Source organism: Variovorax sp. Root434, from assembly GCF_001426595.1.
Classification (GTDB): domain Bacteria; phylum Pseudomonadota; class Gammaproteobacteria; order Burkholderiales; family Burkholderiaceae_C; genus Variovorax.
Genome location: NZ_LMEK01000012.1, coordinates 1,049,014 through 1,070,420, shown reverse-complemented (window position 1 = coordinate 1,070,420; position 21,407 = coordinate 1,049,014). Strand labels below are relative to the sequence as shown.

The window sequence follows — 21,407 nt, the reverse complement described above, 5'->3', positions numbered from 1 at the left end:
GCGGGGCTCACGTCGCGGCGAGCGGCTCCCACCCGAAGAACCGGAGCACTTCGTCGCGCTGCCGCATCGCATCGGCGCGTCCGAGCGCCATCAGGTCGCGCGTGTACGCCGAGTCGAACAGCAGGTAGCTCGCGAGCGCGCCGCCCTTCACGTCGGCTGCAACCTTCGAGCCGCCCAGCAGGTGCCGCACCGCGCCCGGCAGGGCATCGACATGGCGCGCCGCGATCACGTCCAGCCGTTCCGAGGGCGAGATCACCAGCAGGTCGAGCGGGCGCAGCGTGCTCGCCGCGCGCGCCTCTTCGGGAACCAGCCCCAGCGTGTGGTTGATGCGGCGCAGGCGCTCGATGTCCACGGCGAGCGCGTCCAGGAAGATGCTCGACAGCGCATGGCCCGCGATCTGCGCCATCGTCGGATAGCCGCTGTGGGTGTTGGGCGCCGTGGTGTCGCGCGGCTCGTGCATGCGGCCCGCGCCGATCACCACGATGCGCTGCGCACCGAGGTGGATCGCTGCCGCAATGGGCGCCGACTGGCGCATCGAACCGTCGCCGAAGTACTCGGTATGGCCTTGCATCGGCAGGGCCGTGGCCGGAAACACGAACGGAATGGCCGACGACGCCAGCAGGTGCGCATGCGTGATGCGGTCGCGCACGGACAGGCGCTGCGATCGCACCCAGGGTTCCATCGGCACGGCAGCCTCGAAAAAGGTGACGTGCTCGCCCGAGCTGTAGCTCGATGCGGTCACGGCCAGCGCCTGCAGGTGGCCGTCCTTCATGAGCCGTGGCAGCCGCTCGAGCGGCACCATGCGCTGCAGAAGCTCGGCCAGCGGCGCGTTGTCGAGCAGCGACTTCGGCTTGATGCGCATCCAGTTGGCCGCGAAGCGCCCGAACCCGAGCAGCATGCGCCAGCGCGTGCCGCTGCCGATCACCGAGAGCGAATCGGCGCGGTACACCTGCTCGGCGCGGAACCGGCTCCAGACCTCGGCGATGTTCGCTACCACCTGGTCGAAGTCGTCGGCGCCGCAGGCCAGCGCGGCCGCGTTGATGGCGCCGGCGGAGGTGCCGGTGATGATGTCGAAGGGATTGCCGGTGCCGGTGGCCGCCGGTCCGGCCGCGCGGCGGATGTCGGCAATGGCTTCGAGCACGCCGACCTGGTAGGCGGCCCGGGCGCCGCCCCCGGTGAGCAGGAGGCCGGTGGCGGGACTGGTCTCTGTCATTTTGTCGTTGCCATGAGCCATTGAAAGAAGACCTGGATTCCCCGTTTTCTTGCGGAACACCGCGGAACCGGCTTTGCCGGGCCGCTGGTGTTGCCCCCGGTAGGGGGCGGGAGAAGCGACACGAAGTGCGCGAAGCCTGGGGGCGAGCCACTAGACTACCGGCCATTCAGGAGTTTGATCAATGGCACTCACCCCAGAAGGGCTCATGGACGCGCTCAAGGCCGTCGCGGACCCTAACACCGGCAAGGAATTCGCGGCGAGCCGGTCGCTCAAGAACCTGCAGATAGCGGAGGGCGACGTCTCGTTCGACCTCGAACTCGGTTATCCGGCGAAGAGCCAGCACGCGGCCATCCGCAAGGCGCTGGTGGCGGCCGCCAAGACGGTGCCCGGTGTGGAGAACGTGTCGGTCAACGTCGTCACCAAGGTCATCAGCCATGCGGTGCAGCGCGGCGTGCAGCTGATGCCCAACGTCAAGAACATCGTCGCAGTGGCCTCGGGCAAGGGTGGCGTGGGCAAGAGCACCACGGCGGCCAACCTCGCGCTGGCGCTGGCGTCCGAGGGCGCCACGGTCGGCCTGCTCGACGCCGACATCTACGGCCCGAGCCAGCCCATGATGATGGGCATCGAAGGCCGCCCCGAAAGCGCCGACGGCAAGACCATGGAGCCCATGGAGCGCCACGGCGTGCAGGTGATGTCCATCGGCTTCCTGGTCGACCCCGACCAGGCCATGGTCTGGCGCGGCCCCATGGCCACGCAGGCGCTGGAGCAGCTGCTGCGCCAGACCAACTGGAAAGACCTCGACTACCTCATCGTCGACATGCCGCCGGGCACCGGCGACATCCAGCTCACGCTGAGCCAGCGCGTGCCGATGACGGGCGCGGTGATCGTCACCACGCCGCAGGACATCGCGCTGCTCGACGCGAAGAAGGGCATCAAGATGTTCGAGAAGGTCGGCGTGCCGATCCTCGGCATCGTCGAGAACATGGCGGTGCACATCTGCTCGAACTGCGGTCATGCGGAGCACATCTTCGGCGCGGACGGCGGCAGGAAGATGGCGGCCGAGTACCAGATGGAGTACCTGGGCGCATTGCCGCTTGACATCAAGATCCGCCTGCAGGCCGACAGCGGCGCGCCCACCGTGGTGTCCGATCCGGACGGCGACGTGGCCGGCATCTACAAGGCGGTTGCACGCCGCGTGGCCGTGGGCATCGCCGAGAAGGCGAAGGATTTTTCCTCCAAGTTTCCGACGATCTCGATCAGCAAGAACACCTGAGGGATGAAGCCCTGCTTGTCGATTGAGTGCGTTGTGCGTGATGTGTGTCGTTGCTCGGGGCGCGCTCACGCCGACGGGGTACCTTGCTCCGCGAATGTCCCCCGGCCTGCGGCCTCCTCCTTTATTTCGCTGCGCAAGGCACCCCGCCAGCGTGATCGATCAGAGCACTTGAGGGCACCGGGTGCTCCCCGCAGCGAAATAAAGGAGGAGCCGAAGGCGGGGGACATTCGCGGAGGGGAGTACCCGGTGGCCTGTGCACGCGCCCCGAATGCACCCGAAGCGAACGCAAGCACCCCGCGACACGACACGCGCCGGAGCCACAGGCATGAACCTGCTCGCCTCGATGCGCTATCTGGTGGCGCTCAACGAGCACAAGCACTTCGGCCGCGCCGCGCAGGCCTGCCACATCACGCAGCCGGCGCTGTCGAACGCGCTGCGCGCGCTCGAAACCGAGTTCGGCGTGGTCATCGTCAAGCGCGCGCGCGTCTATGTCGGCCTCACACACGAAGGCGAGCGCGTGCTGGCCACGGCGCAACGCATGCTGCGCGACAACGAAGTGCTGCTGCAGGAGCTGCGCAGCGACGTGGACAACCCTCACGGGCGCCTGCGCATGGCCGCGGTGCCGACCGCCATTCCGATGCTCTCGCGCTTTGCCGCCATGCTGAACCAGCGGCATCCGGGCATCCTGCCGGTCGTGCTGTCGATGAGCTCGCAGGAACTGGAGACGGGGCTCGAAAGCCTGTCGATCGACCTCGCGCTCGGCTACACGGAGCGCATGCACCTGCCGGGCATCAAGCTCACGGCCTGGCCGCAGAGCGTCGAGCACTACTTCCTGCTGCGGCGTGCCGAAACGCCCTCGGTGGACGAACTGCGCATCGGCCAGCCCATCACCTGGGCCGAGGCCGGCAAGCTGCCGCTGTGCCTGCTCACGACCGACATGCACAACCGCGCCATCATGGACCAGGCGCTGCGCGAAGCCGGCGTTCCGGTGGCGCCCGCCATCGAGACCAACTCCGTGCTTGCGCTCGCGCTCGCGGTCAGCGCGGGCACGGTCAGCAGCGTGCTTCCGGGCGCCATGGTCGCGGCCGTGCGCAGCCATCGCGAGCTGGTGGCGCTGCCGCTGGTGGCGCCCGAAGTGCTCACGCCGATCGGCTTCATGACGCAGGACGGCGTGCGCTCGTCGCGCGCGCTCGAAGCCGCGCTGGCCTTCCTGCAAACCCCCGAGTGGCGCGAGCAGGTGCGCATCCACAGCGGGGCGCTCGGCGACTGAGCACTGGCCGGGCATTTAATTATTGAATCGGCCGATGCGCCGAACGAATTTGACGGAACTTGAAACGTTCTGACACACTCCGCGGCCCGGATTCAAACACAAGAGTTACAGATCCGGCCAACAAGGAGAAATATGGCAGGCTCAACTGCAGGCGTTCTCGATGGAGATCGCATCGTCGGAGGAGGGGCGCAACCGCAACCTGGCTTCCTGGAAAAGGAACGCATCATCGCGGGCCCCGGCTTCAACCGCTGGCTGGTGCCCCCCGCCGCACTGGCCATTCACCTGTGCATCGGCATGGCGTATGGCTTCTCGGTGTTCTGGCTGCCGCTGTCGAAAGCGCTCGGCACGGCCGGCACTGGCGCCCAGGCCTGCGCCAAGGACATGAGCTTCTTCGCCGAGCTGTTCGCCACGAACTGCGACTGGCGCGTGGCTACGCTGGGCTGGATGTACACGCTGTTCTTCGTCTTCCTCGGCTGCTCGGCGGCCCTGTGGGGCGGCTGGCTCGAACGCGCCGGTCCTCGCAAGGCCGGCGTGGTGTCGGCGCTGTGCTGGTGCGGCGGCATGCTGCTGTCGGCACTGGGCATCCACCTGCACCAGTTCTGGCTGATGATCCTCGGCTCGGGCGTGATCGGCGGCATCGGCCTCGGGCTCGGCTACATCTCGCCGGTGAGCACGCTGATCAAGTGGTTTCCCGACCGCCGCGGCATGGCGACCGGCATGGCCATCATGGGCTTCGGCGGCGGCGCGATGATCGGCTCGCCGCTGGCGGTCGACCTGATGAAGCGCTTCAGCACCGCCACCGACGTGGGCGTGATGCAGACCTTCGTCGTGATGGCGCTCGGCTACTTCGTGTTCATGATGGCTGGCGCGCTCGGCTACCGCGTGCCGCCCTCGGGCTGGAAGCCCGAAGGCTGGACGCCGCCCCCGGCGCAGACCACCAACACCATGATCACGCAGCGCCACGTGCATGTGAAGAAGGTCTGGGGCATTCCGCAGTTCTGGCTCGTGTGGCTGGTGCTGTGCATGAACGTGAGCGCCGGCATCGGCGTGATCGGCATGGCCTCGCCGATGCTGCAGGAAGTGTTCGGCGGCGCGCTGATCGACCTGCCGGCCAAGTACGGCCAGCTCGACAAGACGCAGCTCGCGGCCATCGCGGTGGTGGCGGGCGGCTTCACGGCGCTGCTGTCGCTGTTCAACATCGGCGGGCGCTTCGTGTGGGCCAGCCTGTCGGACAAGCTGGGCCGCAAGCTCACCTACACGGTGTTCTTCGTGCTCGGCGGCATCCTGTACGCGAGCATTCCCTCGTCGGCCGGCGCGGGCAGCAAGCTGCTGTTCGTGGGCGCCTGCTGCGTGATCGTGTCGATGTACGGCGGCGGCTTCGCCACGGTGCCGGCGTACCTCGCCGACCTGTTCGGCACGCAGTTCGTGGGCGCCATCCATGGCCGCCTGCTCACCGCGTGGGCCACGGCCGGCATCCTCGGCCCGGTGGTGGTGAACTACATGCGCGAATACCAACTGGGCCTGGGCCTGCCGCGCGAGCAGGTCTACAACCAGACCATGTACATCCTCGTGGGCATGCTGGTGATCGGCTTCATCGCCAACCTGCTGGTGCGCCCGGTGGCCGACAAGCACTTCATGACCGACGCCGAGCTGGCCGTCGAGAAGAAGTTGGCGCACGAAAAAGCCTCTGCGGCCGAAGTGGGCAGCGGCTCCGGCCGCGCCGACACGGTGAGCCCTGCGGTTGTTGCGCTGGCGTGGGTGGCGGTGGGTATTCCGTTGGCCTGGGGCGTCTACAAGACGCTCGTGAGCGCGGCGAAGTTCTTCCACTAGGAACGCTTTCCCGGGGCTTTGCGAAGGGAACCGAGCCTTGCGGCATGGTTTACCCTTCGCGCCAAATGAAATCCAAAGTCCAGTTCCGTCTGCGCGTCTACCGGGACGACGCCATCGCCATCGGCCCCGGCAAGATCGCCGTGCTCGAAGCGGTGGCCGAGACCGGTTCGATCTCAGCGGCGGCCCGCCTGCTGGGCATGTCGTACCGCAGGGCGTGGATGCTGATCGACGAGATGAACCAGGCACTCGTCTCGCCCGCCGTGAACACTGCGGCCGGCGGCTCGCGCGGCGGCGGCACCGCGCTCACGCCGGTGGGCGAGGAAGTCGTCAGGCACTACCGCGCCATCGAAAACGCGGCGAAGCTGGCCACGGCTGCGGACATCCGTGCGCTGACGCGGCTGCTGGCACCGTAACGCTATATCGATCGGTATATGGGGCAGCTCACGCCGTGCATCTTTGCGGTGTGGCAGCGTCCGTCGTGCAACAATCCCGTCGTATCCCAATGAATACGACGAATGCCCTCATCGCCTCGACCGACTGGTCACCCCTGGCACTGTCGCTGAAGGTCGCCGCGGTTGCGACCGTGCTGGCGCTGATCGCGGGCGTGGCGCTGGGCTGGGTGTTCGCACGCAAGAAGTTCTTCGGTGCCTCCGTGCTCGAAGCCGTGTTCATGCTGCCTCTGGTGCTGCCGCCCACGGTGATCGGCTACGCCATCCTTGTGGCGGCCGGGCGCCGCAGCCCTCTGGGTGCGTGGCTGCGCGAGCACCTCGACTACACCATCATCTTCAGCTGGCACGGCGCCGTGGTGGCCTCGGCCGTGGTGGCGCTGCCGCTGGTGCTCAAGTCGGCCAGCGCGGCATTCTCGGGCGTCGACCGTTCGCTCGAAGCCGCGGCCAGCACGCTGCGTCAGTCGCCGCTGTCGGTTTTCCTGCGCGTCACGCTGCCGCTGGCATGGCCCGGCATCCTGGCCGGCACGCTGCTCGCGTTCGCACGCGCGATGGGCGAATTCGGCGCGTCGCTGATGGTGGCAGGCTCCATTCCCAAACAGACCCAGACGCTGTCGATGGCCATCTACGACGCTGTGCAGGCCGGTCACGACGACCTCGCGCTGCTGCTGGTCGTCGTGACCTCGCTGCTGTCGATCACTGTGCTGGTGCTGTCGAGCCGCTTCTTCTCGCTTCGCTGATTTCGTCTCCATCATTCCGGAGTTGTCCATGCGCCCATTCCGCCTTCTGTCGTTGGTTCTCGCACTCGCCCTGCCGCTGGCTGCAGGCGCGCAGCAGATCACCGTGTCCGCCGCCGCGAGCCTGACCGACGCGTTCAAGGAAATCGGCCCCAGGTTCGAGGCTGCCAAGGCCGGCGCCACGGTGCGCTTCAACTTCGCCGCCTCGGGCGTGCTGCTGCAGCAGATCGGCCAGGGCGCGCCGGTGGACGTGTTCGCCAGCGCCGACCAGGAAACGATGAACCGCGGTGTCGAGCAGAAGGCCGTCGACGCCGCCACGCGCAAGGACTTCGTCACCAACAGCCTGGTGCTCATCGAGCCCGCCAAGGAGGGCGTGGGCGTCAAGACGCTGCAGGACCTGGGCGGCGCGAACGTGAAGAAGATCGCCATCGGCAAGGTCGCCACCGTCCCGGTCGGCCGCTACACCAAGCAGGTGCTGGACAACGCCAACCTCTGGACCGCGCTCGAACCGAAGTTCGTGCAGGCCGACAGCGTGCGCCAGGTGCTCGACTACGTGAGCCGCGGCGAGGTCGAGGCCGGTTTCGTCTACCGCACCGACGCGGCCGTGGCCGGCGACAAGGTGAAGATCGCCTTCACGCCCAACGGCCACACGCCTGTGACGTATCCCATCGCCGTGGTGGCCGATAGCAGGCAGAAGGCGCTGGCCGGTGACTTCATTGCCTTTCTTTCGACGCCCGCCGCGCAGGAAGTGCTTACGCGTTACGGGTTCGGGAAGCCGTGACTCCCGAGATGAGATCCTGTTGTTTCATGCGTCGCGTTGGGGGAGCTTCGGGGTGCGCTCACGCCGACGGGGTGCCTTGCTCCGCGAATGTCCCCCGGCCTGCGGCCTCCTCCTTTATTTCGCTGCGCAAGGCACCCCGCCGGCGTGAGCGTTCGGCAGAGCGGTTGAACTGCCGGCATGAGCAGAGCGCTCATCGTGCACAGGACACCGGGTGCTCCCCGCAGCGAAATAAAGGAGGAGCCGAAGGCGGGGGACATTCGCGGAGGGGAGTACCCGGTGGCCTGCGCACGCACCCCGGAACGAAACGCGTATCACGCCCCAGAACGCCGGAGCAACAAGGATGATCGATGTCGACCTGAAGCTCACGGTAGCCGACGGCCGCCGGCGTTTCGATCTGGCCGTGCGTTTCGCGACGGACGTGCCCTTCGCCGCGCTCTACGGCCCTTCGGGCGCAGGCAAGTCGCTGACCCTGCAGGCCATTGCTGGCCTGTTGCATCCCAGTGCCGGCCACGTGCGGCTCGACGGCCGCACGCTGTACGACGCGGCCCAGGGCATCGACGTGCCCGCGCCGGCGCGGCGCATCGGCTACCTGTTCCAGCACTACGCACTGTTCCCGCACCTGAGCGTGCGTGAGAACGTGGGCTTCGGCTTGACCGCATGGCACCGCCGCAAGCCGGCCGCGAAGGACGCCGAGCGCGTACAGGCCCTGCTCGAAAGCTTCGGCCTCGCCGCACTGGCCGACAGCAAGCCGCAGAACCTCTCGGGTGGCCAGCAGCAGCGCGTGGCGCTCGCGCGCGCGCTGGCCTGCGAGCCGCAGGTGCTGCTGCTCGACGAACCCTTCGCCGCGCTCAACCCCATGCTGCGCGCGGAGCTTCGCAACGAACTCGCGCAAGTGCGCAGGCAATGGGGCATTCCCGTGCTGATGATCACACACGACATCGAGGACGTGCTCGCGCTGGCCGACGTGGCCTTTGTCTACAAGGATGGGCAGGTGGTGCGCGAGATCGACCTGCGCACGGCTGAAAACCGCGACTTCGCTCTGCGCGAGATTGCCGGCGTGCAGGCAGTCGAAGACACGCCGCTACGCAGCAAGTTGCGCAACCTGTTGATGGACGCACGCGGTTGACGGATGCAGTTCAGCGATGAAAACTGCCGCCGTCCCTTCTGTGCGTGTGGAGCCCGGGTTTCGGGACGAAGTCGAACAGGTACTCGAAATGCCGCTGCGGCGACGCCCTTCATTTCCTTTTTGAATCGCCGCATGTCCCGATTCAATTTGACGCTCTGAAGGCCCACGGCGAACACTCGCTGCCATGAGCAGTGAGCAGAAGATCGAGTTTTACAAGGGCCCCGCGGGCGGTTGGGGCGCGTTGCGCAGCGTGACCAACGCGCTGCTGCGGCAGGACATTCCCATCAAGGGCGCGAAGACGCTGCTCTCGGCCAACCAGCCCGACGGTTTCGACTGCCCCGGCTGCGCATGGCCCGACCGCAACCATGCCTCCACGTTCGAGTTCTGCGAGAACGGCGTCAAGGCCGTGGCCGCCGAAGCCACCGCGCGGCGTGCCGGCCCGGAACTCTTTGCAAAGCACACCGTGGCGCAACTGGCCGAGCAGAGCGATTTCTGGCTCGAAGACCAGGGCCGCCTCACGCACCCGATGGCCTACGACGCGGCCAGCGACAAGTACGTGCCGATCGAATGGGACGACGCCTTCGCGCGCATTGCGAAGCACCTGAACGCGCTGCCCGACCCGGACCAGGCCATCTTCTATACCTCGGGCCGCGCGAGCAACGAGGCCGCCTTTCTCTACCAGCTGTTCGTGCGCGAGTACGGCACCAACAATTTTCCCGACTGCTCGAACATGTGCCACGAGCCCAGCGGCAGCGGCATGCGCCCGCAGTTCGGCGTGGGCAAGGGCACGGTCACGCTCGATGACTTCGAGAAGGCCGACGCGATCTTCATCTTCGGCCAGAACCCCGGCACCAACCATCCGCGCATGCTCGGCGAGCTGCGCGCGGCCTCGAAGCGCGGCGCGCGCATCGTGAGCTTCAACCCGCTGCGCGAGCGCGGGCTGGAGCGCTTTGCCGATCCGCAGGACAAGCTCGAGATGGCCACCATGGGCTCCACGCCCATCAGCACGCACTACTTCCAGCTGCGCGTGGGCGGAGACTTCGCCGCCGTCAAGGGGATGATGAAGCACGTCATCGAGCGCGAGGACGAAGCCATGGCGCGCGGCGAGCCTCCGGTGCTCGACCATGAATTCATCGCCACGCACACCATCGGCTTCGACGCGCTGGCGGCCGACCTGCGTGCCGAGTCGTGGGACATCCTGGTGCAGGAGTCGGGCCTGAGCGAGGCGCAGATCCGCGCCGCGGCCGACGTGTACCTGGGTGCGAAGAGGGTCATCGCCTGCTGGGGCATGGGCATCACGCAGCACCAGCATTCGGTGGCCACCATCCAGATGATCGGCAACTGGCTCATGCTGTTCGGCCACATGGGGCGCGAAGGCGCGGGCGCCTGCCCGGTGCGCGGCCACAGCAACGTGCAGGGCGATCGCACCATGGGTATCTGGGAAAAGCCGCCCGCCGCGCTGCTCGATCGGCTGCAGCAGGTGTTCGGTTTCGAGCCGCCGCGCCGCAATGGCGTCGACACGGTCGAGGCCATACAGCTCATGCTCGAGGGCAAGGGCAAGGTGTTCTTCGCGCTCGGCGGCAACTTCGCGGCGGCTACGCCCGACACCTACCAGACCTGGAAAGGCCTGCAGAAGTGCGACCTCACGGTGCACGTGACCACCAAGCTCAACCGCAGCCACGTGATCCACGGGCGCGAGGCGCTGATCCTGCCGTGCCTGGGGCGCACCGAGATCGACATGCAGGCCGGCGGCCCCCAGGGCGTGACGGTGGAAGACTCGATGAGCATGGTGCACATCTCGATGGGCATCAACCCGCCCGCGTCGGAGCACCTGCTGTCCGAGCCGGCCATCGTGGCACGGCTCGCCGCGGCCACCCTCGGCGCGCGCAGCGGCACGCCGTGGCTGTCGCTGATCGAAGACTACGCGCGCATCCGCGACAAGATCGAAGCCGTGTTCGACGACTTCAAGGATTTCAACGCGCGTGTCGCGCACCCTGGTGGCTTCCGCCTGCGCAACACCGCGAGCGAGCGGGTGTGGAACACCGCGTCGAAGAAGGCCGTGTTCTTCACGCACGCCGTGCCGCTGGACACCCATTCGCACCGCGCCCGCGCGCGCTTTGCGAAGAAGGGCGACACCATCGTCTTCACGCTGCTGACCACGCGCTCGCACGACCAGTACAACACCACCATCTACGGCATGGACGACCGCTACCGCGGCGTGTTCGGCCAGCGTCGCGTGGTCTTCATCAACGCCGAGGACATCCGGGCGCTGGGCATGAAGGACGGCGACTGGGTCGATCTGCAGACGGTGTGGAACGACGGCCAGGAGCGCCGCGCCGACCGCTTCAGGCTGGTGGCCTACGACATCCCGCGCGGCAACCTCGCGGCGTACTACCCCGAAACGAACCCACTGGTGCCGCTGTCGTCGGTGGCGGAGAACGCGGGCACGCCGACTTCCAAGTCCATTCCCGTGGTGCTGGTGCCGCACGAACTGCCAATCCAGAAGCTGGCGGAGGACGAGGCCGCTGCGGAGGCGCTCGAATGAGCGCATTGCTCGAAGACAGCCTGTCCGTGGCGATCCTGCGCATGCTCGCGCAGGCGCCGGACGACGCTGGCGTCTCGCTGCCGCGCCTGGGCAAGCGGCTCGGGCAGGGCGCGAGCGTGCTGATGCGCCGGCTCACGCTGATGGGCGATGCGGCCATCGGCGGCGTGCGCGGCCCCGGCTGGGTGCGGGTGGTGCAGCACGACGACCGCTGGGTGGCACACCTCCAGGCGCCCGGACGGGCCCAGGTGCAAACGCTGCCGCCCCTTTCGGACGAAAACCGCGACTGAGCAGACAATGGCAGGCCCACCCGGAGCCACCATGTCGAAGCCAGACCTCGCCAATCTCGCCGATCCCGAAGACACCCTGCCGCCGCTCTCGCGGCATGCCGTGCATGTCTTCGGCGAGCACGGCGTTGCGCCCGAAGGCGTGGTGCGCGACGACACGCTGGCGGCCGAAGTGCCGGTGGCGCTGGTGTTCAATGGCGTCTCGCACGCGGTGATGATGGCCACGCCGCAAGACCTCGAAGCCTTCGCGCTCGGCTTCGCACTAAGCGAAGGCATCCTCGACACCGCGGCCGACTGCCGCGGCATCGAGGCGCGCACGGTCGATGCCACCGACGCGGGCCTGCCCGAAGGCATGCCCGGCATCGAGGTGCAGCTCGAGATTTCCACGCGCAGCTTCGAGCGCCTGAAAGACCGCCGCCGCAGCCTCGCGGGCCGCACTGGCTGCGGCGTGTGCGGCGTCGAGAGCTTCGCGGGGCTCGACCTCACGCCGCAGCGCGTGCCGCAGCGCGAGTGGATCGAGCGAATCGATCTGGCCACCGTGCTGCGCGCCTTCGCCGCCATGCCGCCGCGCCAGATCCTCAACGCCGAAGCCGGTGCGATCCACGCTGCCGCGTGGGCCACGGTCGGCGGTGAACTCACCGACCTGATGGAAGACGTCGGCCGCCACAACGCGCTCGACAAGCTGCTCGGCAAGCTCGCGCTGGCGGGCCGCCTCGAGGAGCCGGGCTTCGTGCTGATGTCCAGCCGCGGCAGCCACGAACTGGTGCGCAAGTGCGCGCGCCTGGGCATTGCGGCGATGGCGACCATCTCCGCGCCGACCTCGATGGGCGTGCGCATGGCCGAGCTCAGCGGCCTGCGTTTCTGGGGCCTGTGCCGCGCACCGCGCGGCGTGCTCTATGCCGACGGGCTCGCGGGTTCGGCGAGCGCCAGCACCGCATCGGCCACCGCCTCGATGCCCTGATCCGACAGGTCGGGGGCCGCCACGCGCTGGCGCTGCGCCCAGGCGCGGAAGTGCAGCTCCTGCGATTTCTGGTAGTGCGGGTCGTAGTGCAGCGCCATCAGTTCCGCGAACAGGTGCGGCAGGTCGGCCTCTTGTGCCCACTGCTGCCAGCGCGCCACCGTTTCCTTGCCCTGCAGTTCCTTCAGCACGCCGAGCTTGTCGGCTAGCGCGTTGCGGTCGTCGCCCAGGTAGGCGTAGTCGCGCAGCAGGTAGGCCAGCCGTGCCTCGGGCGTGGCGGACACCTCGATGCACGGCGCCGCGCGCATCTGCGCCACCAGCGACAACGGCAGCGACAGCCGCCCGATGCGGATACTCTCGCCCTCGACGTACAGCGGGCGCGACAGGTCGATGGTTTCGAGCACGGCCGCGATGCGCGTCTCGAAATGCTTTTGCGACGGCTGCGGCACGCCCGGCAGCGAACCCAGCAGCGAGCCCTTGTGGCTGGCGAAATCTTCGAGGTCGAGCACCTGCGCACCGCGCGCGGCCAGCGCATGCAGCACGCGGGTCTTGGCGCTGCCGGTGGCGCCGCAGATCACGCGCAGGTCGAGCTTGGGCGTCAGCGTGTCGATCTGCGAGATCACGTGCCGGCGAAAGCTCTTGTAGCCGCCCGCGAGTTGCTGTGCGTCCCAGCCGACGAGGCGTAGCCACGTGACCATCGAGCCGCTGCGCATGCCGCCGCGCCAGCAGTAGACCAGCGGCTTCCAGTTCTCGGGCCGGTCGGCCAGCGTCTCGCGCAGGTGCCTGGCGATGTTGGCCGCGACCATCGCGCCGCCGATGCGCCGGGCCTCGAAGGCGCCGGTCTGCACATAGACGGTGCCGACGATGTGGCGCTCCTCGTCGTCGAGCACGGGGCAGTTGATGGCGCCGGGGATGTGGTCGAGCGCGAACTCGGCCGGCGAGCGGGCGTCGATCAGCGTGTCGAAGGCGTGGCGGTCGGCGACTCGTACGGGCTGGCGGTGACTCATGGCTGGAACCTCATGGTGTCGATTGTCGGTCTTGCTGTTCGGGGCGCTTGCACAGGCCACCGGGTGCTCCCCTCCGCGAATGTCCCCCGCCCTTCGGGCTCCTCCTTTATTTCGCTGCGGGGAGCACCCGGTGTCCTGTGCACGAGGGCACGACGATCACGCCGGCGGGGTGCCTTGCGCAGCGAAATAAAGGAGGAGGCCGCAGGCCGGGGGACATTCGCGGAGCAAGGTACCCCGTCGGCGTGATCGCACCCCTGACCGGGAGCGCATCAAGCGTAAGCAGGCCCCAGTCCCTTGCGCAACCGAGCGCTGGCAAGGTCGACAAAGGTGACCAGCACGAACATCGCGATCAGCACCGTCATCGCCTGCTGCTGCTGGAAGATCGACAGGTGGAAGTACAGCAGCTGCCCCAGCCCGCCTCCGCCCACGAAGCCCAGCACGGCCGCCATGCGGATGTTCATCTCCCATCGGTAGAGCGTGTAGGCCACCCATTGCGGCAGCACGATGGGCAGGCTGGCATAGCTGAAGGCGGTGACCGCGTTGGCGCCCGAGAGCGTCAGCGCGTGCTCGGGCTCGCGCGGGGCGTTTTCCAGTGCTTCGGCGAACAGGCGGCCCAGCACGCCCGTGGTGTGCAGCGACAGGGCCAGCGCGCCGGCGAATGGGCCGATGCCGGCGGCCAGCACCATCAGCGCGGCCCACACGAGTTCGGGCACGCTGCGCAGGAAGTTGAGGACGAAGCGCGCCACGTGGCGTGGCAGCCAGCCGGCGCGGCCCGATGCAGGCAGCGCAAGCACCGCACCCGCAACGGCCGCCAGTACCGTGCCGAGGGCCGACACCGCCAGCGTCTGCAGGGCGCCGTTGCCCACCTTGGCGAGGAAGTCCGGCGAGAGGTCGGGCGGGAAGAACTCGGCGATGAACTTGCCCATGAGCCGGAGCGACTCCGACGAGCCGAGCGCGCGGTAGTCGATGCCCAGGTAGACAAAGCTCGCGACCACCGCCGCGCCGATCAGCAGCAGCGCGATGCGACAGCGCCAGCACGGCGGCGGGCGCGGGGGCAGCGGCGTGGTCATGCCAGCAGCCTCCGCAGTGCATTGCTCAGCAGGTCGGCCAGCAGCACCAGCGCGAGGAACACCAGCAGGATGCTGCTGGCCTCGCCGCCGTTGAGCATCTTCATCGACTGGTCCATCAGCTGCCCCAGCCCGCCAGCGCCCACGAAGCCCATCACCACCGAGGCGCGCACCGCGCATTCCCAGCGGTAGACGGTGTACGAAGCCAGCTCCTGCGCCGTGTTCGGCAGCAGGCCGTAGCACAGCGCCGCGAGCCGGCCGCTGCCGCTTTCGAGCAGGGTGCGCGCGGGACGCGTGTCGGTCGATTCGAGGATCTCCGCGTAGACCTTGCCCAGCATGCCGCCGTAGGTGATGGCCAGCGCCAGCACGCCCGAGGCGGGGCCGAGCCCGAGCGCGCGCACGAACAGTAGCGCCCAGACGATTTCCGGAATGGCGCGCAGCACCATCAGCAGCCAGCGCGCGGCCTGCCGCACGATGCCCGCCTGCACGCGGCCGGGCCCGGGGCCGATGCGCGAGATGGAGAGCGCGCGCGTCGTCACGAAGCCGAGCGGCGCACCGATCAGCAGCGCCAGTGCGGTGCCGGCCGTGGCCATGGCCAGCGTTTCGAGCGTGGCCTTGGAGAGCATCGCGAGAAATGCGGGCGAGCCTTCGGGCGGAAAGAAGCCCGCCAGGAATCCGCCGATGACGGCGAGGTTGCCGCTGCCGAACAGCGCCCACGGCTTGAACTCCGACAGCACCAGCATCGGCCACGCGATGACGAGCGCGGCGAGCCATCCGGCCAGCCGGCGTGCCGCATGCGGGTCGCGCTGCGCGATGGCGTTCGAGGTCAAGGGCAGTCCGGCCGGTGGAAGGCCGCCTCCATCGCAGCGCCCGCCGGCAGCGGCCGCTGCGTGGCGATGCCGCCTTCGCTCGCATACAGCGCGTCGAGCATCGCGGCCGTGACCTGCGTGGCAGGCAGGTCGAACATCACCTGCCCGTTGCGCATGCCGACGATGCGCGGGAACCAGCGCAGCGCCAGGTCTACCGCATGCAGCGAGGCCACCAGCGTGGCCCCTGTCGATTCGCTTTGCGCAACGAGCTGGCCGACGGCGGCGTCGGCCAGCGTGGGGTCGAGCGCGGACACGGGTTCATCGGCCAGCAGCAGGGCGGGGCGCTGGTACAGGGCGCGTGCGATGCCCACGCGCTGCAGCTGGCCGCCCGAGAGGCGGTCGCAGCGGTCGAACAGTCGGTCTTCCATGGCCAGCCGCGACAGCGCTTCGTGCGCGCCGGCGATGTCCGACGGATAGAACAGCGAGCCCAGCGCGCGCAGCGTGGACCATTCGCCGAGCCGGCCCGCGAGCACGGCGGTGACCACGCGCAGGCGTGGCGCGATCGGTGGCGCCTGGTGCACGGTGCCGATGCGGGTGCGCAGCTTCTTCAGCGCTGCGGCCGGCAACTGCCAGGGCTGTGCGCCCAATGCCTGCACTGCGCCCTCCGTCGGCCGCAGCGCCGCACCGAGTACGCGCAGCAGCGTGGTCTTGCCGGCGCCCGAAGGGCCGATGACGGCGATGCGTTCGCCGTCCTGCGCGGCGAGCGTCACTCCGACCAACGCGCGCTGGCCGTTGGCGTGGACCACGCCGATGGCATCGAGGGAGAAGCTCACGCTGTGGGGCTTTCGGGGGGCGTTCCCTCACCCCAACCCTCTCCCGCAAGCGGGAGAGGGAGCCAAAACCAACGGCCGGACCCCGTATTGCCCCCTCTCCCGCAAGCGGGAGAGGGCTGGGGTGAGGGCGCACCCGCCTTCCACAAACTCACTTGATCAAACCCGCCGACTTCCCCGCCGTCTCGATCCCGTCGTAGTTCGACGACTTGGTCGGGATGAATTTGCTCGCGCGCTGCAGCGCCATGATTTCCTTGTGCGCGGGGTTCGCCGGATCGAGCTTCAGGAACGCGTCGGTCAGCTTCTTCTGCAGCGTGGCGTCCATGCCCGGGCGCACCGTCCAGTTGTAGTCGTAGTAGGTCGGCGTGGTCGCCAGCACACGCACCTTGGCGGCATTCGGGTTCTTCGATTCGACCAGCTTGTCCCACACCGATGCGTTGAGCACGCCCGCTTCGGCGCGCGATGCGGCCACGAAGGCCACGGTGGCGTCGTGCGCGCCCGAGAACGCGACGGTCTTGAAGTCCTTCTCGGGGTTGATGCCGGCCTGCAGCAGGAAGTAGCGCGGCATCAGGCTGCCCGAGGTCGACGAGGGCGCGCCGAAGGCGAAGGTCTTGCCCTTCAGGTCTGCCAGGGTCTTCGCGGTGCTGTCCACCGGCACGATGAACTTGCTGGTGAACACCTCGTCTTCCGCGCGCTGCACGATCGGCACCGCGCCGCCGTTGGTGCGAATGCGCGCCTGCACGAAGGTGAAGCCGCCGAGCCAGGCCAGGTCGATCTTGTTGGTGGCGAGGCCCTCGACCACGGCGGCGTAGTCGGTCACGGGCGTGAACTGCACGTCCATGCCGGTTTCCTTCTTGAGGTAGTCGCCCAGCGGCGTGAACTTGCGCTGCAGCTCGGTGGGCGCCTCGTCGGGAATGGCCGAGACGCGCAGCACGCCCTGGGCGAGTGCGCCGAAGCTGGCGACGGAAACGGCGAGCGCGAGCGCCACCTGGGTAAAAGTTGTCTTCTTCATGGATGTGCCTCGAAAACGTGCAGCGGGTGCGGGAAAGGTAAGGACGGGATTGTAGAAAGCGGGGCCGCTTCGATAATCGGCCCATGAACCCAACGCTCATGAACCCGCTCGCGCCCTTGCGCCTCACGAGCTTTTCGCACGGCGGCGGCTGCGGCTGCAAGATCGCGCCCGGCGTGCTGTCGCAGATCCTGAAGAACCACGCCGGCGGCATGATTCCGCCCGAACTCATGGTGGGCATCGAGACCGCCGACGACGCGGCCGTCTACAGGCTCAACGACCAGCAGGCACTGATCGCGACCACCGACTTCTTCATGCCCATCGTGGACGACCCGTACGAGTTCGGCCGCATCGCCGCGACCAATGCCATCAGCGACGTGTACGCGATGGGCGGCCGGCCGATCATGGCGCTGGCGCTGGTCGCCATGCCGATCAATCAGCTGCCCGTGGAAGTGATCGCCGAGATCGTGCGCGGCGGCCAGGACGTGTGCTGCGCGGCCGGCATCCCGATCGCGGGCGGCCACACCATCGATTCGGTCGAGCCGATCTACGGCCTCGTCGCAATGGGGCTGGTGCACCCGGATCGCGTGCGGCGCAACGCCGATGCGAAGGCGGGCGACGTGCTGGTGCTGGGCAAGCCGCTGGGCGTGGGCGTGTTGTCGGCCGCGCTCAAGAAGGAGCAGCTCTCCGAGACGGGCTACCGCCAGCTGATCGAGAACACGACGAAGCTCAACACGCCGGGCATCGCGCTGTCGGCGCTCGACGGCGTGCACGCACTGACCGACGTCACGGGCTTCGGGCTGGCGGGCCACACGCTCGAACTGGCGCGCGGCGCGAAGCTGACGGCGGTGGTCGAGTGGTCGAAGGTGCCGTTGCTCGACAACGTGGTGGCGATGGCCGGCGCGGGATTCGTGACCGGCGCCTCGGGGCGCAACTGGGCGGGCTATGGCACCGAGGTCGAACTCGCAGCCGGGCTGCCGGCCACCGCGCAGAACTTGCTGAGCGATCCGCAGACATCGGGCGGCCTGCTCGTGAGCTGTGCGCCCGAAGCGGTCGATGCGGTGCTGAAGATCTTCCGCGACGAAGGCTTTGCGCGAGCGGCGGTCATAGGCCGTGTGGAGGCTGGCGAACCCTTGTTGCGCGTGATTTCGTAGGCCCCGGCATTTCTCCTTCCCCTTCCGAGGGAGGGCAGGGGCGGGGGCAAGCGGCGCTCGATAACTGGATCTGGCGGCCGGCGCTATTTGGGCGCCGCAGCGTCGCCGCCGCTTGGCGCGGTTGCCGCGCCGCCGGAGGAACTGCCGCCATTCGGGCCGCTCATGCCGCCGACACCGGCGTCGGCGGGCCTGATGCCCGCCGGGCTCGCGCCGGTCACCTTCGGTGCGGGGGGTTTGGGATCGCAGGCACTGGCCAGCACACCTGCAACCAGGCACAGGCCGACGATCTGCAAGTGCTGGCATCGTGGCATAGACACTCCTTGAGAAAGGATGGTCCGACAAACAAACAGGCTGTTTTTCTTGCCTCGTCCGTCGCTCGCCGAATGCCCGGTTTGCGACAGAACGGGGTGTGTTTGTCGCATCATGCGGCAGCATCCTGTCGGGATCAAGGGGCGCAGGGGCGCAATAACCCTTGGAGCCGGCCGTGCCCCCGACTGTCGGCTATCGTTCGCGCCATGACTGCCTCCCTCCGCCTGGGTTGGCGCACGCTCTGGCGCGACCTGCGCGCCGGTGAGTTGCGCCTGTTGATCGTCGCCGTGCTGCTGGCCGTGGCTGCGCTCACGGCCGTCGGCTTCTTCGCCGACCGGCTGCAGGGTGGGCTGAAGCGCGATGCGCGCCAGTTGCTGGGCGGCGATGCGGTGATCGTCAGCGACAACCCGACCCCCGCGGCCTTCGTGGCGCAGGCCAGGGCGCTCGGCCTGGAAGGTTCCGGCACCTACGGCTTTCCGACCATGGCCCGGGCCGAAGACGCGCAGGGCGGCGCCAGCAAGCTGGTGGCGCTCAAGGCCGTGGCCGCGGGTTATCCGCTGCGCGGCAGCCTTTTGACCTCGGCCACCCTCGAAGGCCCTGGCAAGGCCACGCGAGACATCCCACTGCCGGGCGAGGTGTGGGTCGATGCCTCGCTGCTCGACGCGCTCGCGCTCAAGGTCGGCGACACGCTGCTGCTCGGCGATGCCGGCCTGCGCGTCGGCCGCGTCATCACGCTGGAACCCGACCGCGGCGCCGGCTTCATGAGCTTCTCGCCGCGCGTGATGATCAACCAGGCCGACGTCGCGCGCACCGCACTCGTGCAGCCGGCCAGCCGCGTCGGCTACCGCTATGCGGTGGCGGGCAGCGACGCGGCGGTGAAGCGCTTTTCCGACTGGGCCGACGCCACCATCAAGAAGGGCGAGCTGCGCGGCGTGCGGCTCGATTCCTTCGAGAGCGGCCGGCCCGAGATGCGCCAGACGCTGGATCGCGCCGAGAAATTCCTGAGCCTGGTCGCGCTGCTCGCCGCGCTGTTGTCGGCCGTGGCCGTGGCGCTGGCCGCGCGCGGCTTTGCGGCCAGCCACCTCGACGACTGCGCGATGCTGCGCGTGCTGGGCCAGAGCCAGCGCACCATCGCCGTCGCCTATGCCTTCGAGTTCGCGGTGATCGGCATCGTGGCCAGCGCGCTGGGCGTGGCGATCGGCTTCGCGGTGCACTACGTTTTCGTGCTGCTGCTGGCCGGGTTGGTCGAAACCGCGCTGCCCGCGGCCACGCTGTGGCCGGTGGCCTTCGGGCTGGGCATGGGGCTCACGCTGTTGTTCGCCTTCGGCCTGCCGCCGGTGCTGCAGCTGGCCCGCGTGCCGCCGCTGCGCGTGATCCGGCGCGACGTGGGCGGCCTCAAGCCCGCTTCGCTCGCGGTGCTGGGTGTCGGCGTCGCGGGATTCGCGGCGCTGCTGATGGCGGCGAGCAGCGACATCAAGCTGGGCCTCATTGCCGTCGGCGGCTTCGCGGGCGCGGTGGCCGTGTTCGCGCTGCTGAGCTGGCTCGCTGTGAAGGTGCTGCGCCGCAGCGTCAACGAAACCACCGCGCCGCGCTGGCTGGTGCTGGCCACGCGGCAGATCTCGGCGCGGCCGGCGTATGCGGTGGTTCAGGTCAGTGCGCTGTCGGTGGGGCTGCTGGCGCTGGTGCTGCTGGTGCTGCTGCGCACCGACCTCGTCGCGAGCTGGCGCCAGGCCACGCCGCCCGACGCGCCGAACCGCTTCGTCATCAACGTCATGCCTGACCAGAGCGACGCCTTCCAGAAGTCGCTGCGCGACGCGGGCGTGCGCAAGTTCGACTGGTATCCCATGATCCGCGGCCGCCTCGTGGCCATCAACGACAAGCCGGTGTCGCCCGACGACTACGCCGAGGACCGCGCCAAGCGGCTGGTGGACCGCGAGTTCAACCTCAGCAACAGCGTGGCCGCGCCCGCGCACAACAGCATCACGGCCGGCAGGTGGACGCCCGACGCGCCCGGCGAGGTGAGCGTGGAAGAGGGCCTGGCCGAGACGCTGGGCCTGAAGCTCGGCGACTCGCTGCGCTTCGACATCGGCGGCATGCAGAGCGAGGCGCGCATCACCTCGCTGCGCAAGGTCGACTGGGGTTCGATGCATGCCAACTTCTTCGTCATGTACACGGTGGCTTCGCTGGCCGACGTGCCCACCACCTACATGGGCGCCTTCCGCGCGCCCGAGACGCGAGGCTTCGACAACGCGCTGGTGCGCAGCTATCCGAACGTCACCAACGTGGACATGAGCGCCACCATCAACCAGGTGCAGCGCGTGCTCGACCAGGTGATCCGCGCGGTCGAATTCCTGTTCGGCTTCACGCTCGCGGCCGGGCTGGTGGTGCTGTTCGCGGCGGTCACGGCCACGCGCGAGGAGCGCGCGCGCGAGTTCGCGGTGATGCGTGCTGTGGGCGCGCGCGCCAGCCTGCTGCGGCAGGTGCAGCGCGCAGAGCTGGCGGGTGTCGGGCTGCTCGCGGGTTTTCTTGCGAGCATCGTGGCCTCGGCGATCGGCTGGGCGCTGGCGCGCTATGTGTTCGAGTTCACGTGGAGGGCCTCGCCCATCGTGCCGGTGGCCGGTGCGCTGGCCGGCGCGGTGCTCGCGCTGGGAGCCGGATGGTGGGGCCTGCGCGACGTGCTGCGCCGCCCGGTGGTCGACACGCTGCGCCGCGCTGCCGAGTAGCAAACTTTTTCTTCGGATGCGGGCCGGACGGGGCCG

19 protein-coding genes are annotated in these 21,407 nt (G+C 68.7%); 12 read left to right on the top strand and 7 right to left on the bottom strand.

Translation table 11 applies throughout. The features are described 5' to 3' along the window. Positions 1-7: 7 nt before the first annotated feature. Positions 8-1,213 (bottom strand): patatin-like phospholipase family protein, encoded by a 1,206-nt coding sequence (locus tag ASD05_RS15480; protein ID WP_056594501.1) that lies wholly within the window; start codon positions 1,211-1,213, stop codon positions 8-10. Positions 1,214-1,394: 181 nt separating this feature from the next. On the opposite strand from ASD05_RS15480, the gene apbC reads away from it, so the two are divergent. The 10 genes from apbC to fdhD all read left to right on the top strand — a co-directional run bounded on the left by apbC (position 1,395) and on the right by fdhD (position 12,466). Then, complete coding sequence (apbC, locus tag ASD05_RS15475; RefSeq protein ID WP_056593872.1) at positions 1,395-2,486, top strand: iron-sulfur cluster carrier protein ApbC; 1,092 nt, start codon at positions 1,395-1,397, stop codon at positions 2,484-2,486. Between the two features lie 325 nt (positions 2,487-2,811). Then, the gene (locus tag ASD05_RS15470; protein WP_056593870.1) at positions 2,812-3,756 is read left to right on the top strand and encodes a LysR substrate-binding domain-containing protein; all 945 of its coding nucleotides are present in this window, start codon (positions 2,812-2,814) and stop codon (positions 3,754-3,756) included. 132 nt (positions 3,757-3,888) lie between these two features. Beyond that, a complete protein-coding gene (locus tag ASD05_RS15465) occupies positions 3,889-5,586 on the top strand; it encodes an OFA family MFS transporter (protein WP_056593867.1) in 1,698 nt (565 codons plus the stop codon). 65 nt (positions 5,587-5,651) lie between these two features. Further along, complete coding sequence (locus ASD05_RS15460; RefSeq protein WP_042674408.1) at positions 5,652-5,999, top strand: winged helix-turn-helix domain-containing protein; 348 nt, start codon at positions 5,652-5,654, stop codon at positions 5,997-5,999. 89 nt (positions 6,000-6,088) lie between these two features. Next, positions 6,089-6,772 (top strand): molybdate ABC transporter permease subunit, encoded by a 684-nt coding sequence (gene modB, locus ASD05_RS15455; RefSeq protein WP_056593864.1) that lies wholly within the window; start codon positions 6,089-6,091, stop codon positions 6,770-6,772. A 28-nt stretch (positions 6,773-6,800) separates the two neighbouring features. Next, complete coding sequence (gene modA / locus ASD05_RS15450) at positions 6,801-7,550, top strand: molybdate ABC transporter substrate-binding protein (RefSeq protein ID WP_056593861.1); 750 nt, start codon at positions 6,801-6,803, stop codon at positions 7,548-7,550. Positions 7,551-7,890: 340 nt separating this feature from the next. Further along, positions 7,891-8,676: an ABC transporter ATP-binding protein gene (locus tag ASD05_RS15445; RefSeq protein ID WP_056593859.1), complete on the top strand. Its 786-nt coding sequence runs from the start codon at positions 7,891-7,893 to the stop codon at positions 8,674-8,676. A gap of 184 nt (positions 8,677-8,860) precedes the next feature. After that, on the top strand, positions 8,861-11,221 hold the full coding sequence (locus tag ASD05_RS15440) for an FdhF/YdeP family oxidoreductase (protein ID WP_056593856.1): 2,361 nt from the start codon (positions 8,861-8,863) through the stop codon (positions 11,219-11,221). Then, the gene (locus ASD05_RS15435) at positions 11,218-11,508 is read left to right on the top strand and encodes a hypothetical protein (protein WP_056593854.1); all 291 of its coding nucleotides are present in this window, start codon (positions 11,218-11,220) and stop codon (positions 11,506-11,508) included. The genes ASD05_RS15440 and ASD05_RS15435 overlap by 4 nt, the downstream gene beginning before the upstream one ends. A 31-nt stretch (positions 11,509-11,539) precedes the next feature. Beyond that, positions 11,540-12,466: a formate dehydrogenase accessory sulfurtransferase FdhD gene (gene fdhD / locus ASD05_RS15430; RefSeq protein ID WP_157610104.1), complete on the top strand. Its 927-nt coding sequence runs from the start codon at positions 11,540-11,542 to the stop codon at positions 12,464-12,466. Here fdhD and mnmH read toward each other — a convergent pair. The 5 genes from mnmH to ASD05_RS15405 all read right to left on the bottom strand — a co-directional run bounded on the left by mnmH (position 12,400) and on the right by ASD05_RS15405 (position 17,188). Then, a complete protein-coding gene (gene mnmH / locus ASD05_RS15425; protein WP_056593849.1) occupies positions 12,400-13,470 on the bottom strand; it encodes a tRNA 2-selenouridine(34) synthase MnmH in 1,071 nt (356 codons plus the stop codon). The two genes, fdhD and mnmH, sit on opposite strands and share 67 nt — an antisense overlap. A gap of 269 nt (positions 13,471-13,739) precedes the next feature. Further along, positions 13,740-14,540: a phosphonate ABC transporter, permease protein PhnE gene (gene phnE / locus ASD05_RS15420; protein WP_056593845.1), complete on the bottom strand. Its 801-nt coding sequence runs from the start codon at positions 14,538-14,540 to the stop codon at positions 13,740-13,742. Then, complete coding sequence (locus ASD05_RS15415; protein ID WP_056593842.1) at positions 14,537-15,367, bottom strand: PhnE/PtxC family ABC transporter permease; 831 nt, start codon at positions 15,365-15,367, stop codon at positions 14,537-14,539. The genes phnE and ASD05_RS15415 overlap by 4 nt, the downstream gene beginning before the upstream one ends. Beyond that, positions 15,364-16,179 (bottom strand): phosphonate ABC transporter ATP-binding protein, encoded by an 816-nt coding sequence (locus ASD05_RS15410; protein ID WP_056593838.1) that lies wholly within the window; start codon positions 16,177-16,179, stop codon positions 15,364-15,366. The genes ASD05_RS15415 and ASD05_RS15410 overlap by 4 nt, the downstream gene beginning before the upstream one ends. Positions 16,180-16,327: 148 nt before the next feature. Continuing rightward, positions 16,328-17,188: a putative selenate ABC transporter substrate-binding protein gene (locus tag ASD05_RS15405; RefSeq protein WP_056593834.1), complete on the bottom strand. Its 861-nt coding sequence runs from the start codon at positions 17,186-17,188 to the stop codon at positions 16,328-16,330. Positions 17,189-17,271: 83 nt separating this feature from the next. Between ASD05_RS15405 and selD the strand changes: the two genes are divergently transcribed. Further along, positions 17,272-18,339 carry a selenide, water dikinase SelD gene (gene selD / locus ASD05_RS15400; protein WP_235507972.1) on the top strand — a complete coding sequence of 356 codons (1,068 nt, stop codon included), beginning with the start codon at positions 17,272-17,274 and terminating at the stop codon, positions 18,337-18,339. 83 nt (positions 18,340-18,422) lie between these two features. Here selD and ASD05_RS15395 read toward each other — a convergent pair whose 3' ends face one another. Further along, complete coding sequence (locus ASD05_RS15395; RefSeq protein WP_056593829.1) at positions 18,423-18,650, bottom strand: hypothetical protein; 228 nt, start codon at positions 18,648-18,650, stop codon at positions 18,423-18,425. 204 nt (positions 18,651-18,854) lie between these two features. Here ASD05_RS15395 and ASD05_RS15390 point away from each other — a divergent pair, with 204 nt between their 5' ends. Beyond that, positions 18,855-21,371 carry an ABC transporter permease gene (locus ASD05_RS15390; protein ID WP_056593827.1) on the top strand — a complete coding sequence of 839 codons (2,517 nt, stop codon included), beginning with the start codon at positions 18,855-18,857 and terminating at the stop codon, positions 21,369-21,371. Positions 21,372-21,407: the final 36 nt, after the last annotated feature.

Excerpts from the sequence above, each read along its gene's own strand:
- ASD05_RS15480 (WP_056594501.1), bottom strand. The coding sequence starts at position 1,213 with ATGACAGAGACCAGTCCCGCCACCGGCCTCCTGCTCACCGGGGGCGGC.
- apbC (WP_056593872.1), top strand. The coding sequence starts at position 1,395 with ATGGCACTCACCCCAGAAGGGCTCATGGACGCGCTCAAGGCCGTCGCG.
- ASD05_RS15470 (WP_056593870.1), top strand. The coding sequence starts at position 2,812 with ATGAACCTGCTCGCCTCGATGCGCTATCTGGTGGCGCTCAACGAGCAC.
- ASD05_RS15465 (WP_056593867.1), top strand. The coding sequence starts at position 3,889 with ATGGCAGGCTCAACTGCAGGCGTTCTCGATGGAGATCGCATCGTCGGA.
- ASD05_RS15460 (WP_042674408.1), top strand. The coding sequence starts at position 5,652 with ATGAAATCCAAAGTCCAGTTCCGTCTGCGCGTCTACCGGGACGACGCC.
- modB (WP_056593864.1), top strand. The coding sequence starts at position 6,089 with ATGAATACGACGAATGCCCTCATCGCCTCGACCGACTGGTCACCCCTG.
- modA (WP_056593861.1), top strand. The coding sequence starts at position 6,801 with ATGCGCCCATTCCGCCTTCTGTCGTTGGTTCTCGCACTCGCCCTGCCG.
- ASD05_RS15445 (WP_056593859.1), top strand. The coding sequence starts at position 7,891 with ATGATCGATGTCGACCTGAAGCTCACGGTAGCCGACGGCCGCCGGCGT.
- ASD05_RS15440 (WP_056593856.1), top strand. The coding sequence starts at position 8,861 with ATGAGCAGTGAGCAGAAGATCGAGTTTTACAAGGGCCCCGCGGGCGGT.
- ASD05_RS15435 (WP_056593854.1), top strand. The coding sequence starts at position 11,218 with ATGAGCGCATTGCTCGAAGACAGCCTGTCCGTGGCGATCCTGCGCATG.
- fdhD (WP_157610104.1), top strand. The coding sequence starts at position 11,540 with ATGTCGAAGCCAGACCTCGCCAATCTCGCCGATCCCGAAGACACCCTG.
- mnmH (WP_056593849.1), bottom strand. The coding sequence starts at position 13,470 with ATGAGTCACCGCCAGCCCGTACGAGTCGCCGACCGCCACGCCTTCGAC.
- phnE (WP_056593845.1), bottom strand. The coding sequence starts at position 14,540 with ATGACCACGCCGCTGCCCCCGCGCCCGCCGCCGTGCTGGCGCTGTCGC.
- ASD05_RS15405 (WP_056593834.1), bottom strand. The coding sequence starts at position 17,188 with ATGAAGAAGACAACTTTTACCCAGGTGGCGCTCGCGCTCGCCGTTTCC.
- selD (WP_235507972.1), top strand. The coding sequence starts at position 17,272 with ATGAACCCAACGCTCATGAACCCGCTCGCGCCCTTGCGCCTCACGAGC.
- ASD05_RS15395 (WP_056593829.1), bottom strand. The coding sequence starts at position 18,650 with ATGCCACGATGCCAGCACTTGCAGATCGTCGGCCTGTGCCTGGTTGCA.
- ASD05_RS15390 (WP_056593827.1), top strand. The coding sequence starts at position 18,855 with ATGACTGCCTCCCTCCGCCTGGGTTGGCGCACGCTCTGGCGCGACCTG.